Below are 16,183 nucleotides of genomic sequence, written 5' to 3'. Positions count from 1 at the left end.
ATGAAGACAAAATTCAAAATTTTAGTAATGACAGTAGCATTGACCTTATTTATGTCGGGCAACGCTACTGCCCAAGGAATGCCCACTTATGACAATACCAATTTTATCAGCTTGGTAAAACAACTGATTGAATCGGGTAAACAGACTGCTCAAATGATTAAGTCTGTAAAATTCTTAAAAGATGTAAAAGAGGCCATCGAAAAGGTTTCAAATGTGGTTCAGCAACTTAGAGCAGTTCAAGAAATTGCAGACAACAATCAACGCCTTATTCAGGTAATGCAAAATGATTTACAGGACATTTTAAACTCGCCTTATATAAAGCCAGATGAAGTAAGCAGGGTTATGGAATCGTTTGATGCTATAGTTCAAAATTCATTGGACACGGTAGATTTTATTGATGAAGTTCTATCAAGCGACTATCTAAAAATGAGCGATGCAGAGCGTGCCGCAATTTTGAAAGAAAAAGAACTGGAATCAAAGCAAATGGTTTCTACCATCACTACAAAAACGAAACGCTATCGTGATATCATTTCATTCAGAAAAATGCAGGATAAAGTAAATAACCGCGAAACAGGATATTAAAAATGACCGCAACCATACTTTTAGGAATTGGATTGGAATATATCGATACGGTATTTCAGACCATTCAGAACAGTAGCTTCTCGCAATATACTATTGCCGGAATGAAAACGCTTGCTGTCCTGTTCTTTCTGGTCAACATCCTTAAAAAGTACAATGAAGGTATTGCGGACAAAGACGGGTACACTTGGGGATTGAGTCCTGGTGAACTGGCAAAGAATTTTGCTATTGTTATTCTGGTCATATTCTCAACGCAGGTATTAGGGTTTTTCGATGGAATTTTAGTGGCCATCGAAAGTCAATATCGAGGGACTGCACCTGCATTATTGCCATTACAGATGCAGGATATTCCGTTAGAGGAAGATGTAAGTCTTTTTGATGCTGCGAGTTCAGCAATGACGCTTTTGTATGAGGCCTTGGTAACACCCTTATATGGGTTCAAGATATTAGCTTTCATTTTAAGTACAATACTCTGGATATTGGATTTGTTCATCTATCCGCTATTCTTGGCAGAGCGTTTTTTCCTTTTGGGGATAATGCAAGCGTTCTTCCCTTTGGTCATTAGCCTTGCAGTATTTGAAAAATTCCGTTCACTTGCTTATACATTCTTCAAGTTGTATGCTGCTGTATATATGTTAGTGCCGGCATTCTTTTTAGTCAATGTATTTGTTAACGCTATTTATACGGAAATCAACACCAATTTTTGGGTTAACTTATTTGGTACCGATACAGGTCAAGGCTTTTTTGCGCCTGTGGTTCAATTAGGTTCTGTTGCATTTATTGTTTTCCTGAAATTCAAATTGTACAAACGAGCAACGTCCTTTACACTCCGATTGTTTACTGCCTAAGGCAGATTAAAAATAAGAATATGAAAACACCATACAAGAATATTTATAACGTCCTAAAATTGAATCGGTTTATCGTTTTGGCAGTTGTTGTCTGTGCCTTACTGTCCAGTACCTTTTCAGTTTGGATGGTATTCAATACAAATCAAAAAGCGCTCAATAGTGCTTTTGCCATCAATACAGATGGCAGTATAATTCCCCTGAAGCTCGTAACTCAAAAAGAGAATTTTAGAGTCGAAGCTCTGGCACATTTAGAACTGTTCCACAATTACTTCTATAACATCGATGCCAGTAACTATGAAAGGAATTTGGAAAAAGCACTTTGGTTAGGCAATAGTTCTGTGGACAATCTTTACCGCCAGAAAAAAGCCGATGGTGTTTACAACAGGTTGCTTCAGTATTCATTGGTTCAAAAAGTATTGAGTATTGACTCAAGGATAAACGAAAATAATGGCTCGTATAGTTTTACAACCACCACCATTTTTGAAATTAACAGAGGTTCAATAATTGACACCTACGAACTGTTTTCAACTGGAAACCTGATTATGGTTGACCGAAACTTTCCCAACAATCCGCACGGACTTCTAATTACAAATTACTTCGAAAACACTTTAAAAAAACTGAATGATGATAGTTGAGCCGAAAATCGGCATTTAAAAAACCAAGATTATGAAAGTAGAAAAGAACAAAATAGTATTTGCAGCAGTATTGGCGGTGATTTTCATATTCCTTATTTCCTATTCCGTAATGGTAATGGGCGATGATGATAGCGAGAACGAAAGCCTACAACAAACATTAATTCCCGATTTAGAGGAAAACCAAAAAGAGTACGATTCTAAACTGGATGCCATCAATGATTTAAAGGAAGTGCGTGAAAATAACGCACCCAGCATCTATGATGAAAAGCTTATAGACTCGTTGGGCTTTTACGACCCAGATTTGCCCGAACGTGAAAAAGAACGTATTGTGGATAGTATTTACGATGCTGGCAAAATTCGATATTCTGAAAAACGCTATCAAAATCTGGGACAGAGAAAAGTTGCTCAAAAAAGCACAAAACAAATCGATTCATCAGAAATCAAACGAGAACAAAAAATTGAAGCCAAAGAATTAGGCTTAGAACATCAATTGTTCTTTGCCGCATCGCCAAAACCCAACGAGTTTTCAATCATCGGTAATACTGATGAAACAATTTACGTAGTAGTAGATGGCGACCAAATAGTCAAAGCGAATACCAGATTACGAATGCGCCTTACCAAACCTGCAATAATAAATGGTAAGCAGATGCCGAATAACACACCAATTTTTGGGTTTATCAGCTTTCAGCCCAATCGAGCTTTAATTGAAATTGAAAATATAAAGCACCATCCTACTAAACTCAAAGCATTCGATTTGTCAGATGGTAGTGAGGGCATTTATGTCGAGAACAATTTTCGAGCTGAAGCCACCACCGAAGTCTTGGACGATATTATTGGCGATATCAACATTCCCACCGTACCACAAGTTGGTGGTATATCCAAAGTACTCAGACGTAACAACCGAAACGTAAAAGTTACGGTATTGAATAATTATAAATTAATTCTAAAACCTAAATTATGAGCCCATAATGGGCATTTAAAAACACACTCTTATGAAAAAGTATATCATAATTTCCACTCTTGTTTTAAGTTTCGCTTTCGCGAAAGCGCAAACAACTACAGTCCTCGATACCATATATGCCAACGACACCAAAAACGTTGCATTATTCTTCCCTGAACCTATTCGGCAAGGTATAACCGGTTCAGATAATTTTGTTTTTACCTACAACCGTGAAAAAGAACAGTATTTTGGACTTCTTCAAGCAAAGCCTGGCAAAGAAAGTAATCTACTGGTAGTCAATAGAAATGGTTCAATTTTTTCGTATATTGTAAGATATAAAAAACAGCTATCTAAGCTCAATTATTTCATTCCGTTATCTAATAGTATAGGGAATGAGAAACCGATTAAGGTCGATTCGATTCTTGCTGAATCCTCTGAAGAACGTGTAGATAATAGAACGTATTACTACCAAAAATTCTGCTCGTATCTTCTTAACAGAAACCAGCGTATAGGTCGAATTAAAAAGCGAAATGAAGGTATCGTTTTGAGTGTTGAGAATATTGTTTTTGATAAGAAAGAACTCTACTTCGTTATCCAGATTGAGAATAATTCTACTTTGGATTACGATTTGAATTTCTTGAACCTTTCGATTGAAACAAGACAAAAAGGGAAAAGAAAATCGTTACAACGCCTGTATCAAGAACCAACGTACAAACACAATCTGCCTTCAAAAATTGCAAAAAGTGAGACGGTTCGCTTCGTTTATGTATTGCCCAAATTTTCATTATCTAATGACCGTAGGGCGATTTTAGAATTGAACGAGAAAGATGGCGAACGCAATATAGAAATGAAAATATCACATAGATATATCAATAACCCAAATTAAAATATTATGAAAAAAATTATTGTTTTCTCACTCGTACTGTTGTTCCTTTCTTGTGCCGATTCTGATACTAAAGTTTCTGGGCCAAGTGCTACAGCCCAGATTGTTATTGAAAGCTTTTATGAAAAGGATGAGGAAGCTTTAAAAGCCAACTCAACACCACAGGCATATTCTAATTATATGAATACTATAAATATGTTTAATGCGACGGTAAAGGATGATTCAAACTTTACTGTTTTGCAGGATACCATTATGGGTGATGTGGCTTGGGTAAAATATACGACAGCCTATGATAAGACACCAGGCCTTTTTAAACTGGTTAAGCAAAATGGCAAGTGGCTGGCGGATGCGAGAGGCTCAAAGGACAAATCTCCTTTTTAAAAGGACTTTTACTGATTGTTTTTGAGATTAATTTCCCAATAGCCTTGCGTGCCACCGTGACGTATTAAAAAGCCTTTAGTTTTTAGTGCGTTTATATGTTTGCCCACAGGGGATTCATTGATACCTAAAGCTTCAGCTATTTCAGTATAAGTAATAGTAGTATTGGTTGCAATAAGTTTAAGCACTTCTTTTTGTCTTCTAGTTAGAGCTTCAGTTGAATCAATTACACCACCTATTGCACCACCTATTACACCACCTTCTTGACCACCCTTTACACCACCTGTTTGACCACCTTCTTCAACAACAGCTTCTTTAGCAATAAAAGTCATTCTAAGAAAGTTATCTGAAAAACTAAAACTCTCTTTTCCGTAGTGTTCTAAAATACGAGGAATGCCAGAACCTAATTGTTCAACCAGTTCTAAATCTTTAAAAATTCGCATCAGTTCCTTGTTTCGTGGGACTGAAAAGCCTTCAAAAAATTCTTGCTTGCTCAATCCTTCCGGAAGACCACCAGCCGATGTGATTTCGATTCTATCGGTAAAGATTTCAAACTTTGGGGTAATCTCATTTGTGTAATCATTATGCACAAACGCATTTATGATGGCTTCACGCAAGGCGATGGGATGCCAAAGATTGGCTTGTTGTCTTTCTTTGGCTGTAATTTTTGTGGTTGTTCTGTTCTCGACCGCAATTTTATCTATCACTTGTTTGGTAGCCTTAACCAAACATTCGTGACCGTATTCGTTGCTTTCTATTAAGTCTGTTCTGGTTATACCCGAATATTTAGCGACTTTAATTGATGTGTTATTCTTATCTGCCAAGAGATAGCCGGCATAATTAAAAGCACCATCTTCAGTAAGTAGTTCCAAGTTCTTGGCAAATGGTTTACCAAGGGTGTACCCAGATTCTTCGTAGTAAATTTTTAGCTGTCCGAAGCCTAAATCCTGCCGTCCTGCTTTAATCTTGCTGATGGAATTTCGGGTACGTTTGGCAAAGAGCTCGTCAATCATTTTTTGTGGCATCGGTTCAGCTGCTGAACCTAAACGAATAAAACAGCCCTTTTCGCTCATCCCGTATTTTTTAAGATGATATGGTTTTTCTGGACCGCTGGCCACTATGATTTTTAGAATGTTCTTACTATTCCTTTCCTCACTCACAATATCAAACAGACCAAGGGCGGAAGGGCGGATGTTGTTTTTTAATCTATCCTTAATCTTTAACTGGTCGCTATCAGAATCTGCCAATCCGTAAGTATTTCCATCCTTATCGATGCCAATATATATAATGCCACCTTCGCGATAGTTTAGAAAAGCGATGACCTCTTTTTCAAGTCCATCAGACAATTCTCGTTTGTATTCTATGCGGTTTGTTTCGGTCATTAATTAAATAAATTGGCAATTTGGAAATAAAGATAACTATACGCTAACAGTTTTTTCGCTTAGTAAGGTTTTCATTTTATCCAATAATAGTGCCTTCCTTTTTTCGTGGAAATTTCCATATTCATTCAAATTCAAATCGACATCTGGAATTAAATGAGCGTTCAAAAATTGAGTTCTATTATTTTCATTTGTTTCTTTCTCAACCCAATCCAACAGATTCATATTACTCTTGGACATATTCTCATTGGCATCTAACATTTGAAGGTTATAGATAGAATTGTAAGTGTGCCATCCATAGCTTTCTTTGTCGGAAGCTTCAAGATTATTAAACTCAAATGCAGAATGTATATGGTCTTTATGAAAATTATTATTTCTATAATCTAAATCTGGATATAATAGAGAGAGAATAGAAAAAGCATACTGATTGTCTTTCTGTGTGAAAAGTACTTCTTCTATAAATTCATCGCCAACGCTCGTATCCTTTCTTATATGATTAAAAATAGAATTGACAGGAAAAGAAGTAATCTCTGGCTTAATTTTCATTTCAACTACATTGTCCGTGAAAGTCCTTCTTATTTGAGATAAAACTGAATCTGATGTTCCACCAAAAATCCTCTTAATCAACACTATGTGAAGCCATTTTTTTATCGATTCTCTGTCCTCTTTGAACTCTATCTTAGTTGAATAATCTCTATAAATATTCTTGTGGTACAAATAATAAATGATAGGGATTACAGAGTTCTTGGAAGTCAAAGTGTAATCCGTAAATCCGAAAGTTTTTATTAAATCAAATGTGGATAGGATTGAATCTCTAATCTTTTCCCATTCTGTCTCAAAATCCTTTGCGTTACCTTTGGAAAAGTTTGTAACCCTAAACTTAATATCTCGACTGTACAAATAAAGAAAGGATTTAAGTATTAGGTCTTTGGATATTGAAAAACCCTTATCTCTTATACTATCTACAAGTTTATGAATCTCTTTACGCGCATCTTTTTTTGTCCAGTTTGCAACTGCAATAGACATTAATAAATCTGAAAAATTTAAAGGTTCGCCACCACTATTTATCCTGATAAAAATGTTTAGCGCCTTATCTAAACTTTGGTCTTTTTCAAGGAAATAATTAATTATAGGCTTTTCCTTTATGGTTCGCCTTAGCTGTCTTATTGCTTTCCGGGAAAAGCTACTTTCAAATTCTTCTACAAACTCATCAAAAGCTTCATCCTCGGTATAATTTAAAATTGCACCTACCTTAAACCATTTTTGTTCATTCGCTTCGTAAATTTCAGATTCTTCTGTTTCAGATTTTTCAAGAAAACTAAATTCGTATATTCTGCCATCTTCCTCGTCTTGAAGTTCAGTTGTAATGTTCAAATACAAATGGCGCGTTGGAATACTCCATTCTGTATCTTCCCACTTTCTACGGTACTCTTTATAACCGAAACTACCTTTTAACCCAAGATATAAAGAAGTTAATCTTTGCTGACCATCTAAGACCGCATTAAAAGAACTGATACCATTTGTTGAAATTTCCTCATTGTGGGTTTTATATCGTTCGCGATACTCATTTATGAACTTGTAGAATCTATATCCTTTTGACGTGGTTTCTTCTACTTTCCAAAATAGAAAAGAACTGATTGGATAATTTCTCATTATTGAATCAAAAAGCCATTCAATTTTAGAGTGATTCCAAATGAATTCTCGTTGTATGGCTGGAAGTAAAAACTGATTTGAGTCTATTTTTTCGATTGCATCAGAAATGGTTATAGGGGTTTGAAATGACATAAATTTCTTGGTTGGTTTTAGTTTCTATTATGCAGTTGGCATTTATTTTATATTATTTTTTTACCAGCTTATTAAATTATTTTCGATATCAAATCCTGAAGCTTCTACTTTTCCAGTTTCGGTAAATCCGTGTTTTCCGTTTTCATTTTTGGAAACGGTTAACTCATTTCTCAGGATATGTGTGAGTTCAAGATTATTTCCTAAAATATAATCTGAATTAATCGCAAAATTGATTCCTTGTTCGCCAAAAGGTACACTTGGATAATAAATTCCATCTACTTTACCCTCGGAATGAGCAAGAGCCACGTTGCAATAGGCTGTTGTTATAATATATGTTTTTCGGTCATTTTTTGCAGATTTCCTGAACTTCTCGAAAAGAAATCTATAAAATAAGATTGTAGCTTCTCTTATTTCAGGGTCACTTTGTTCAATGAAAGTTTCCATAGCTGCTCCGTGTTCTTTGTCGAACTCCGAAATTCTATGGTCTTTATCGGGTGTCGTTACTATAATTCCGATTAAGGGTTTCTTTAATTGCCAACGCCCAATTGTAACGTAAACTTTATCGCCAAAATCTTTTGTATCAGACCAATACTCGACTAACTCAGCAAATGAAGTAGGTCTATTTTCTGAACAGTAGAATTTAGACTGAAAAGGTCTATTACATCTCGCAAAATCTTTGACAAATTTATTTGGTGTTATTGAGATGTCGGATATTAATGGAAATAAATCATCGTCTTCGTGGGTGCGTGTTCTGAAAAATACTGATTTGGCAGGAATTTCATATTGTAAAACTGGAAGCCTTCCTATGGTTAAATAGGCTAAAACCGCTTTTTCGTAAGCGTACTCATTTTCTGGATTTATCGCTTCCAATAAAGTAATAGCTTTTTTTACATTTTCAACAGTCATATTCTTTTAGTTCTATGTACTCAATTCTTTATCCAAATTACTCGTAAATAGGCCTTGAACCAATTTACCATTTCTCAAATATTCAAAGAAATCATCATAATTCTCAGGACTTAGGAAATGAAAATTATAGCGTTGATTCACATTATTTTCTTCAAGTTGTTTATTTAATTCCTGAAAATGAATGGTCGCCCATTTAAATTTTGCTTTATTTAAATCAGAATAGTCTTGGTCATCTTTAATCTCGACAACGGTAATATATTCTATTTCCGTATCTGAGGTTTTAACAAAAAAGTCTGGATTGAATTTGCCCTGTTTTGTATGGTTTCCTGATTTACTTGATAGCGAATACTCAATAGTATAGAAGCTTTGATTAGTTGATTTTAGCCAAGCATCCAAGGCTTTGGAATTTTCATTCCTAACCAATTTTTCAGCAAATTTTCTTTCAGGTGTTGCGTTAAGGAACGCTAAATCTACCGGTGTTTTAAAATCATAACTATTTGCCTGCAAAGTAGCATTACGAGGAAAAGTTCCATCATCAATTACTTCCTGCAAAAAGTTTAAGACGTCTGTGTCTTTAACTTCTTCATTGTAATTATTTGAATACATAACCGTAGAATTATGGCGTAAATTCCCTATTGACAATGTTTCCTTTATTCTTTCTTTAGTTGAGATAACAAAGGGCTTTTGCGCTATTCTGACTAATTCAAGCGATTTATTTTTTCGTCTTAGAAGCGTATTGAATGAAGAAAAAATATTTCGTTTATTCTTTTCGTTCAATTCATCTCCTTCCAGACCAACCTTATCCATAGAACGCCTTATCAGCTTTGTAATCTCTTCTTTGGGCGGAAGGTTGTTTTTTGTGTATTGACCTTCTTGTAATTTAAGTGTAACACCTTCCCATTCTCTCGTCTGAAACTCGTGATAGATTTTATCAACGATTTCCTTAATTGGTGTCATTCTATTTTTAATCTTGTACTCTACACTCTTATAATCACTCGCAAGGTTGGTATATGTTGTTTCCTGACTTACTTGGTCTACCGAAGATTCTAAGTTTATGATACCTTTATAATTAAACTCTTTCTCTTTACTGTTGTTTTCTACCGCTTTTTCAATTTTGTTGTAATCTATATTGTAAAGTTCAAAATGAAATTTACTCCTATCGCCATCGATTAAGTTAGAACTCTCCAATCGCATTTCTAACTCCAGTACTTCATCTACCAATCCTTTAATTTTTGAGCCCCAAGATGAATGGTTAAATATTGTAACTTCTGCATTATTTATATATTCAGGCGGCACTCTTAGTCCTCTACCTAAAACCTGAGAAATCAATAATTTTGAATTAAAAGCTCTTTCTTCCATAGGGACTATTTGGAATACATTCTTAACATCCCATCCCTCTGTAAGCATAGAAACGGACACAATCCATTCTACAGTAGAGTCTTGTTCATCTACTTCCTCTAAACGAATTACATTATGCTTATGTACCTTATCTGAAGTTACCGTCATAACCAATTTATCCCGAACCTCTTGTTCTTCCAAACCTTCTTCCAGCATTAAAAATTCAACCAATCGTGTTTCAAGTCTTTTGGCATTTGTAATATTGTTTGTTACCAGAATTGTTAATGGTTTTACATTTTTGTAAGTAACTTTATTATTGCTATGGTTCTGATATATTTTCTGAAATCTTTGGTCTTCGTTTATGCTATCATCCTCTGAAACATAATTAATCTTCTTAACAAATTTTTCATCAACAGCTTCTCGTAAAGAGTATCTGTAAATAACGTCATTGAAGTAATCATTCCCTATATATGCTGTACCTGTAAAACCAAGCATATATTTAAAATTATAACCATCGTCCAATAAAAATTTCTTCCATATTTTTAACCCTCTTGCTTCTGTAGTATTACCTGAAATCTTATTATAAATGTGATGGGTTTCATCATTCAAAACTACCGTGTCAAAACCTCTTTTGAAACCAAAACTATCTTCAATTGATGAACCTGTCCTTTCGTAAACAGCGTGGACATTTTCAATACAAATGGCACCTTCATCCACGGTAACACTTCCATCAACTATACTCGGATTTCTAATAATTGCAGATGGCGGAATTGTTTCTTTTAGAATTGGGTCAGAAACCAAGGCTAAAAACTTTTTATGCAGTTCTTTTTCAATTGTCGTTGATGGACACAAGACGAGTACTCTTTTGACCAAGCCTAAACCTAATAAGATTTGTGCTATGCCATACATTACGTAACTTTTTCCCGTTCCTGTAGCAAGGTCTATTGTCGCAGATAACTTTGAAGGTAACTGTAGCTTACGGTGGTAATCTGCAAGCTCAGGATATCTCTCCCGTAATTGAGGATTTTGATAATGATTTTTAGAAACCAAGTCTTGAATATTAGTATACTCTTTGGATGCCAAGTAAATGACTGAACTTCTTATGGCTTTCTTTTGGTATTCCCTTGTTCCACAAAGTGCATCCAAAAACCTATCCCAATAAGGAAGTGGTAGCTCGCTTTGATTATAAAATTGATTTACTTTTAATATTAAATCTTTTGTGTCGTATCGCTTTTTTTCCTGAATCATCCCTTCGTATTTTTATTGGTAAATACCTCGCGGAATTCATTGCCATAAATGTCGATATATACTGCACTTACTTTAGAGCCACAATCTTCAATGGAAACATTAGCTTTACCATCCTCACTAACAATATCAGCAGCAAAAAATACATCGGACATTAAAAACTCATTGCCGTTATAGTTTTTATCTACAACAACCATTGCCAAGGCTTCCAGACCAGGAATATCTTCCAAGGTATCTTCATCAGGGTAGTAGGCTTTAAAAGCCTTTATTGTGATTACACCATCATCAAACGAGGACTTAACTTCTGGTTGTCTTATAAAGTGAAAACCAACTGCATTTTCAAGTGAATTTACGTTGCTGGAACTGGTAGGCTGTCTGAATTTTTTAAATTTCTCCTTATGCAATTCTTGAATAATTTGATATGGTACTTTCAAAAAGTAATAGCGCACATTCCCTATCTCATAGTAATCATCAATAAATTGAACAGAATTTGCTGGCGCTATAATATAGATACGGTCGCCAACTTTTTTGCCAATATTTTTGTGAAGAATTTCTAAATAATCTTCATCAACTGCTGCATCCTTATGCTCCCAATATTTCCAAATCAATACGTCATACCCATCCTTACGTTCTCCTTGAAATTCAATACCTGCAATTTTTTTTGGTTTTGGGGTTACTTCAAAGAGATTTAGTACGAAGTCTTGATATTCTTTATGTTGTAATGAAAATAGTTTTTCTATATCGTAAAAACCCGTATTAATCGTGTGAAATGATGTTGACTTCTTGCCAAAATCTTTAGTTTTATTTTTTAGAGATTTTGAGTTTTGAATTGTCAATATTCTTTTTTGAATCGTGTAAAAAGCAAATTTACCAATATCACAAGTAATCCATTTTCTACCTAATTTTTCAGCAACTGAGGCTACGGTTCCGCTACCTCCAAAAAAATCCAAAACTAAATCATCCTTATTGGTTGACAACCGTATAATTCTTTCGATTAGTTCTTCAGGCTTTTGTGTGGGATAACTAACTCGCTCTTTGGACTGTGAATTGATGGGATTTACTGTATCCCATAATGACTGTAACGGAATTCCTTTTAATTCCTCTAAATACTTTTTAACCCGGATTCCTCCCTTGTTCGTAAAGTGCAAACGATTCTCAGAATCAAGTCTTTCCATTGTTGATAATGGACATCTCCAATATCCTTTTATGCCTTTGTATTCATAGGTATAACCTGAACCCTTTAACCCCTTAGCTGTTACAGGACCATCAGTCCATAAACGACCATCTTCATCTTGATTACGAAAGCGTTTCAAATGTTTTTCTGAATAATACTCATAAAGCTGATTCCATATATATTTTTCAGAATTTGTATAGTAGAAAATAAATTCACAGTTTATTCCTAACTTTCCGCTATCGCTGTGAGCACTTGTTCTTTTCCAAACTATTTCATTACGAAAATTACCTTCTCCAAAAATCTCATCTAATATGGTTTTGATATAGTGAGATTTTTTTTGGTCAAGATGAATATAAATACTTCCATCACGAGCCAAAATTTCTTTGGCAATAATTAATCTTCTTCGTATAAACTCTACAAATTCAGCATCTTTAGCCTTGTCTGTATATGCTTTTTGACCTTGTGACCCTGAAAAATCAGATTCTGTCGCAAATGGTGGGTCTATGTAAATTAATTTAACCTTTCCCTTAACCTTGTCTTTTATAAGTGGGTCTTCATTTTTGTAAATGGTTTTGAGAAATTGAAGGTTGTCGCCAAATACAATCATATTTTTCCAACCGTCAGGATAAGACTCACGGTCGCCGTTATACGTTCTTTCAATTTGTAAAGGTGCGGCAGTTACTCCATCTTCGTCTGCAAGAATATCTTCTTTACGCATTTTTCCAGCATAAACGAGTTCATATTCCTTTTGAATAGTGGGGAAAAGCTTGTACTTGAAGTCCTCGGGTAGTTGCTCGCCCTTTTGTAATTTTTCTATTAAATAGTCCTTTTCTCTTTGGCTTAATTCTGTCATTTGGTGGTAAAAATAAGTGTTAAAGATATTGGTATAATTTCACGTTGCAAAAAAAGGGTTAAGATAATTTTAAGATTATCATTTATTAACCGTTTAGCCCAATGAATTAAGGTGTTTAACGTTATTTAAATATAGACCGTGCTTCCTCATAAACCCGCTCAAAATTAGCTCCCAAATCAGCTTTAGAAAACTGTTTAGTCTCATTAGGAAGTTCCCTTTGAATGTCGGCTAATTTAAACTGCACCTTTTTATCCCTACCATCTGCATAAGTGATAAACTCGCCCTGTTTCAACCTGAAAAATACGTCCGCCCGAATCTTTGGGATTTCCTTTTCGCCCGTAGTAATGCGAGTATCAAAATCGAGGTTATGTCCTCGACTTATGCTCTTGGTTGGGTCTTTAATGATTTCAAAAAAGCGTTCGTAATATTTTGCGGTGTCCGGGTCATTTACCTTTCCGAAAAATTGATAGGATAGATTACTAAGAATCGCCTTGCTTGCCTTATCGCCATACATCATATCATTCTGAATTTTATCCTGCATCACATAAATCGTAGAAATATTATAGCTTCTCAATGTTGCAGGAATTCGATGCATATTCAATAAACGAATGGTTGGTGCTTCTTCCATAAGCAAGAATGATGGTTTTGAATTACGCACGCTCATTTGCTTTGTAATAGTGTGTATAATTGTAGCGATTACTGGTGAATACGAAGTTTCGAATTTTGGGTTGTTCACAATCGAAATTACGCAGGGATTTTCAGCACTATTTATATTTAGCGGTACTTCATCTGCGGACAAAGCCATAAAAATCCGTTGTGTACTAATTCTTTTCAGCGCATTTGCCAATGTGCTTTTTACACCAGCGGTCTGCCTTTCAGAATCCTTGCCACTTATAAAGGCATCTGCCATTGCTCGTGATGTGGTGTTGGTTTCCAGAAACTGAATCAAACTTTTAGTATCGAGAAATTGATAAACCGCAATTAAATGTGGCAACGTACAAAACTTGGGATAGTCCGTTTTCAGTTTCCAAATCAAACCACCAATCAACCCTTCTGCAGCATCGTTGAAGAATTTTGTCGTGCCAGTTGTTCCGCTTTCTCTTTGCTCTAATAGATTCTCAATCAACACCCTTGACACCTCGTTTACGCTTTCCTCATTCTCTAAATACCGTGGCGCAATAGGATTTACCTTATGAATGATTTTATCGAAGGAAATGACCTTAAAAGGGATGTCGCTATCCTTGAAAAGCGGATATGCCATTTCGGTCAATTCAAAATCTTTATAATCGTGAATAATTCCGCAGAAACCTTCTTTTTCAAAATGCTTTAGAAATCCATAAACCACGCTTTCGGTTTTACCACTTCCGGCAGAACCAATGATGGATGCACCACGTTTGATATTATCCAATCTGAAATTTCCTTTAGTAGTTGCAAAGTTTACTTGGTATCTGCTGTCGCCATTTTTCGGGCTTTCGGTTTTATGTAGAAAAACATACAGTCCTATATTAATTAGCATTAGCGGACAAACCAAATAAAGTAATATAAATATCAATTCATTTCCTTCAGACAAATAGAACACGAGAACTGAAAGCGATATGCTATTCAACACAAACGCATATTTTGATACTCGAAACATTCCATAGAAAACCATACTGGCCAGACCAATAATTGAAAGTATCGTTATGAGATTGTTTATTTCCATACTTAGATTCCTATTGAACTTGATTTGATGGCCACCTCTATGCCACGTCTTAATCGCTTAAAAACTCGAAGCGCTATTTGTGCCTGACTTACTGGAATACTCGGCACTATGGGCAATCCTGATTTACTTATCATTTTAAAAGCCAATGCTTTTTCATTGGCTGGCAATTTCATCAATGCTGAAAAATATAGGTTTGGGTTCTTTACAAAGGTCTTTTTAGCTTTGTAGGTCTCTGCGTAATTGCGCTTATATCCAAATGTCTTATCAAATGTTTTTTCCGCTTTCGCGAAAAATGTATCTCTATCAAAACCACGCTTCACTTTTTTTCCGTGCATCTCTACTTCGGATGCTTTGTGCTTACTTCCTGGGGAAAGGCATATAGAATTTGAAGCATCCTTTCGGCTAACGATAATATGAATGTGACTTTGGTTTCCTGCTTTCGGCATTCCCTGAACTATCCGTTTTCCGTTTTGTTGATGTGGCGCTTGGCGTTCCAGTTTGGCAATTTCCTTTTCCATTTTCTTAATATTCCCTTCAGCTCGTCCTTCTTGAATATTTCGGATATCCGTTTTGAGCTGAAGTATTTTTGTGGCGAAAGGTTGGTTTTCTTTTATCTGAAAGTCCGTACCCTTGAAGGTTCTTTGATGTTCAATTTTAGCGTAATATTTTATGTCGTCTATTGATATAGGTCGTCCATTGATTTCCCGATTGAAGCTGGCAACATAATCTTTCATTAGCTCACGAGTGTAGGTTTTTAAATCTTCACGACTGTTCTGTAATCTGTTCAATTCATACTTGGAAGGACTGACCGTTATGGAATAAAATTTAGGTTCTTTCTTTTTCAATTTTGCCGTGTTTCCATCAATTTCTTTGACCACTTCTTCAGCGGAAATCTCATCGCCATATTGATTGAAAAAGTGTTCCATTTCGTATTGTTCCAACCCTTGGTTTTCCTTCTCTAAATAGCCTACAAAATCCGCTGAGCTTTGTGAATAATTGCTACCTAATTTTTGAGGTGTTACTGTGATATACATAGCTCAAAAGTTTATAGTTGGTTGCTTTGATTTTTCTTTTCGCGAAAGCGGATTTCCTTCTTTTCTTCGGCATATTTCTTTTCTACAATCAGCGGTTTTTTGGTGGGTTCTTCTGTTTCAAAAAGGGATTGAATCATCGCCACCGTAGGTTTGGTTTGTGTCTTTTCTACGTCTCGCATTATGGCAATTACCGCATTGATTCTTTTTAAAAGTTTGGCTTCAATAGTTCGCCCTGTTGGACCTAATTTTTCCTTTGGCGAAATTTCGTTATAGAAGAAAAAATCGAGCATCGTAGCCATCGCCTCGGTGTGCGATTTAAAGTAAGTGCGTGAGAAAGTTTGAAAACGTTTTGCAGTTTCCTTTTTAAATCTAATTCCAATAAATGAGTCCATATTTCGCCGATTTGTCGCAAAATCTTCCCTAAAAATGGGCGTTTACAGCCCGTTTGTCGCAAATCGTTGATTGTCAGGAAATTAAAATATATTCAAATCGCTGGTAATCAGC

Annotated in this window: 14 protein-coding genes; 6 read left to right on the top strand and 8 right to left on the bottom strand. The window is 35.4% G+C overall.

The window, feature by feature from the left end; translation table 11 throughout:
• The 6 genes from QMA06_RS01120 to QMA06_RS01095 are packed head-to-tail and all read left to right on the top strand — an operon-like array spanning window position 1 to window position 4,266.
• Window positions 1-582, top strand: coding sequence for a conjugal transfer protein (locus tag QMA06_RS01120; protein ID WP_290205036.1), 582 nt, complete (start codon window positions 1-3; stop codon window positions 580-582).
• A gap of 2 nt (window positions 583-584) precedes the next feature.
• Window positions 585-1,427, top strand: a complete 843-nt coding sequence (locus QMA06_RS01115) for a hypothetical protein (protein ID WP_076547090.1) — start codon at window positions 585-587, stop codon at window positions 1,425-1,427.
• Window positions 1,428-1,447: 20 nt separating this feature from the next.
• The gene (locus QMA06_RS01110; protein ID WP_076547089.1) at window positions 1,448-2,062 is read left to right on the top strand and encodes a conjugal transfer protein TraK; all 615 of its coding nucleotides are present in this window, start codon (window positions 1,448-1,450) and stop codon (window positions 2,060-2,062) included.
• A 31-nt stretch (window positions 2,063-2,093) separates the two neighbouring features.
• A complete protein-coding gene (gene traM, locus QMA06_RS01105) occupies window positions 2,094-3,023 on the top strand; it encodes a conjugative transposon protein TraM (RefSeq protein ID WP_076547088.1) in 930 nt (309 codons plus the stop codon).
• 31 nt (window positions 3,024-3,054) lie between these two features.
• Window positions 3,055-3,888 (top strand): DUF4138 domain-containing protein, encoded by an 834-nt coding sequence (locus tag QMA06_RS01100; RefSeq protein WP_076547087.1) that lies wholly within the window; start codon window positions 3,055-3,057, stop codon window positions 3,886-3,888.
• 6 nt (window positions 3,889-3,894) lie between these two features.
• Window positions 3,895-4,266: a hypothetical protein gene (locus tag QMA06_RS01095; protein ID WP_076547086.1), complete on the top strand. Its 372-nt coding sequence runs from the start codon at window positions 3,895-3,897 to the stop codon at window positions 4,264-4,266.
• An 8-nt stretch (window positions 4,267-4,274) separates the two neighbouring features.
• Here the strand turns inward: QMA06_RS01095 and QMA06_RS01090 are convergent, their stop codons facing one another.
• The 8 genes from QMA06_RS01090 to QMA06_RS01055 all read right to left on the bottom strand — a co-directional run bounded on the left by QMA06_RS01090 (window position 4,275) and on the right by QMA06_RS01055 (window position 16,071).
• Window positions 4,275-5,645 (bottom strand): RNA-binding domain-containing protein, encoded by a 1,371-nt coding sequence (locus QMA06_RS01090; RefSeq protein WP_076547085.1) that lies wholly within the window; start codon window positions 5,643-5,645, stop codon window positions 4,275-4,277.
• 36 nt (window positions 5,646-5,681) lie between these two features.
• Window positions 5,682-7,427 carry a DUF262 domain-containing protein gene (locus QMA06_RS01085; protein WP_290205034.1) on the bottom strand — a complete coding sequence of 582 codons (1,746 nt, stop codon included), beginning with the start codon at window positions 7,425-7,427 and terminating at the stop codon, window positions 5,682-5,684.
• A 60-nt stretch (window positions 7,428-7,487) separates the two neighbouring features.
• Window positions 7,488-8,333 carry an RES domain-containing protein gene (locus QMA06_RS01080; RefSeq protein WP_076547083.1) on the bottom strand — a complete coding sequence of 282 codons (846 nt, stop codon included), beginning with the start codon at window positions 8,331-8,333 and terminating at the stop codon, window positions 7,488-7,490.
• Window positions 8,334-8,345: 12 nt separating this feature from the next.
• Window positions 8,346-10,919: a DEAD/DEAH box helicase gene (locus QMA06_RS01075; protein WP_084181969.1), complete on the bottom strand. Its 2,574-nt coding sequence runs from the start codon at window positions 10,917-10,919 to the stop codon at window positions 8,346-8,348.
• Entirely contained in the window at window positions 10,916-12,943 is a 2,028-nt protein-coding gene (locus QMA06_RS01070) for a site-specific DNA-methyltransferase (protein WP_076547082.1), read from the bottom strand. The genes QMA06_RS01075 and QMA06_RS01070 overlap by 4 nt, the downstream gene beginning before the upstream one ends.
• Window positions 12,944-13,064: 121 nt before the next feature.
• On the bottom strand, window positions 13,065-14,645 hold the full coding sequence (locus tag QMA06_RS01065) for a type IV secretory system conjugative DNA transfer family protein (protein WP_290205033.1): 1,581 nt from the start codon (window positions 14,643-14,645) through the stop codon (window positions 13,065-13,067).
• A 2-nt stretch (window positions 14,646-14,647) separates the two neighbouring features.
• Entirely contained in the window at window positions 14,648-15,679 is a 1,032-nt protein-coding gene (mobB, locus tag QMA06_RS01060; RefSeq protein WP_290205032.1) for a MobB family relaxase, read from the bottom strand.
• An 11-nt stretch (window positions 15,680-15,690) separates the two neighbouring features.
• Window positions 15,691-16,071: a BfmA/BtgA family mobilization protein gene (locus QMA06_RS01055; protein WP_290205031.1), complete on the bottom strand. Its 381-nt coding sequence runs from the start codon at window positions 16,069-16,071 to the stop codon at window positions 15,691-15,693.
• Between the last annotated feature and the right edge of the window lie 112 nt (window positions 16,072-16,183).

Origin of the sequence: Winogradskyella bathintestinalis (assembly GCF_030407435.1) — a bacterium.
GTDB classification, from domain to species: Bacteria; Bacteroidota; Bacteroidia; order Flavobacteriales; family Flavobacteriaceae; genus Winogradskyella; species Winogradskyella bathintestinalis.
The sequence above is the reverse complement of the archived record's forward strand: the minus strand, read 5'-3'. Positions and strand labels throughout refer to the sequence as shown.

Excerpts from the sequence above, each read along its gene's own strand:
- QMA06_RS01080 (WP_076547083.1), bottom strand. The coding sequence starts at position 8,333 with ATGACTGTTGAAAATGTAAAAAAAGCTATTACTTTATTGGAAGCGATA.
- QMA06_RS01100 (WP_076547087.1), top strand. The coding sequence starts at position 3,055 with ATGAAAAAGTATATCATAATTTCCACTCTTGTTTTAAGTTTCGCTTTC.
- QMA06_RS01065 (WP_290205033.1), bottom strand. The coding sequence starts at position 14,645 with ATGGAAATAAACAATCTCATAACGATACTTTCAATTATTGGTCTGGCC.
- QMA06_RS01070 (WP_076547082.1), bottom strand. The coding sequence starts at position 12,943 with ATGACAGAATTAAGCCAAAGAGAAAAGGACTATTTAATAGAAAAATTA.
- mobB (WP_290205032.1), bottom strand. The coding sequence starts at position 15,679 with ATGTATATCACAGTAACACCTCAAAAATTAGGTAGCAATTATTCACAA.
- traM (WP_076547088.1), top strand. The coding sequence starts at position 2,094 with ATGAAAGTAGAAAAGAACAAAATAGTATTTGCAGCAGTATTGGCGGTG.
- QMA06_RS01055 (WP_290205031.1), bottom strand. The coding sequence starts at position 16,071 with ATGGACTCATTTATTGGAATTAGATTTAAAAAGGAAACTGCAAAACGT.
- QMA06_RS01120 (WP_290205036.1), top strand. The coding sequence starts at position 1 with ATGAAGACAAAATTCAAAATTTTAGTAATGACAGTAGCATTGACCTTA.
- QMA06_RS01115 (WP_076547090.1), top strand. The coding sequence starts at position 585 with ATGACCGCAACCATACTTTTAGGAATTGGATTGGAATATATCGATACG.
- QMA06_RS01075 (WP_084181969.1), bottom strand. The coding sequence starts at position 10,919 with ATGATTCAGGAAAAAAAGCGATACGACACAAAAGATTTAATATTAAAA.
- QMA06_RS01110 (WP_076547089.1), top strand. The coding sequence starts at position 1,448 with ATGAAAACACCATACAAGAATATTTATAACGTCCTAAAATTGAATCGG.
- QMA06_RS01085 (WP_290205034.1), bottom strand. The coding sequence starts at position 7,427 with ATGTCATTTCAAACCCCTATAACCATTTCTGATGCAATCGAAAAAATA.
- QMA06_RS01095 (WP_076547086.1), top strand. The coding sequence starts at position 3,895 with ATGAAAAAAATTATTGTTTTCTCACTCGTACTGTTGTTCCTTTCTTGT.
- QMA06_RS01090 (WP_076547085.1), bottom strand. The coding sequence starts at position 5,645 with ATGACCGAAACAAACCGCATAGAATACAAACGAGAATTGTCTGATGGA.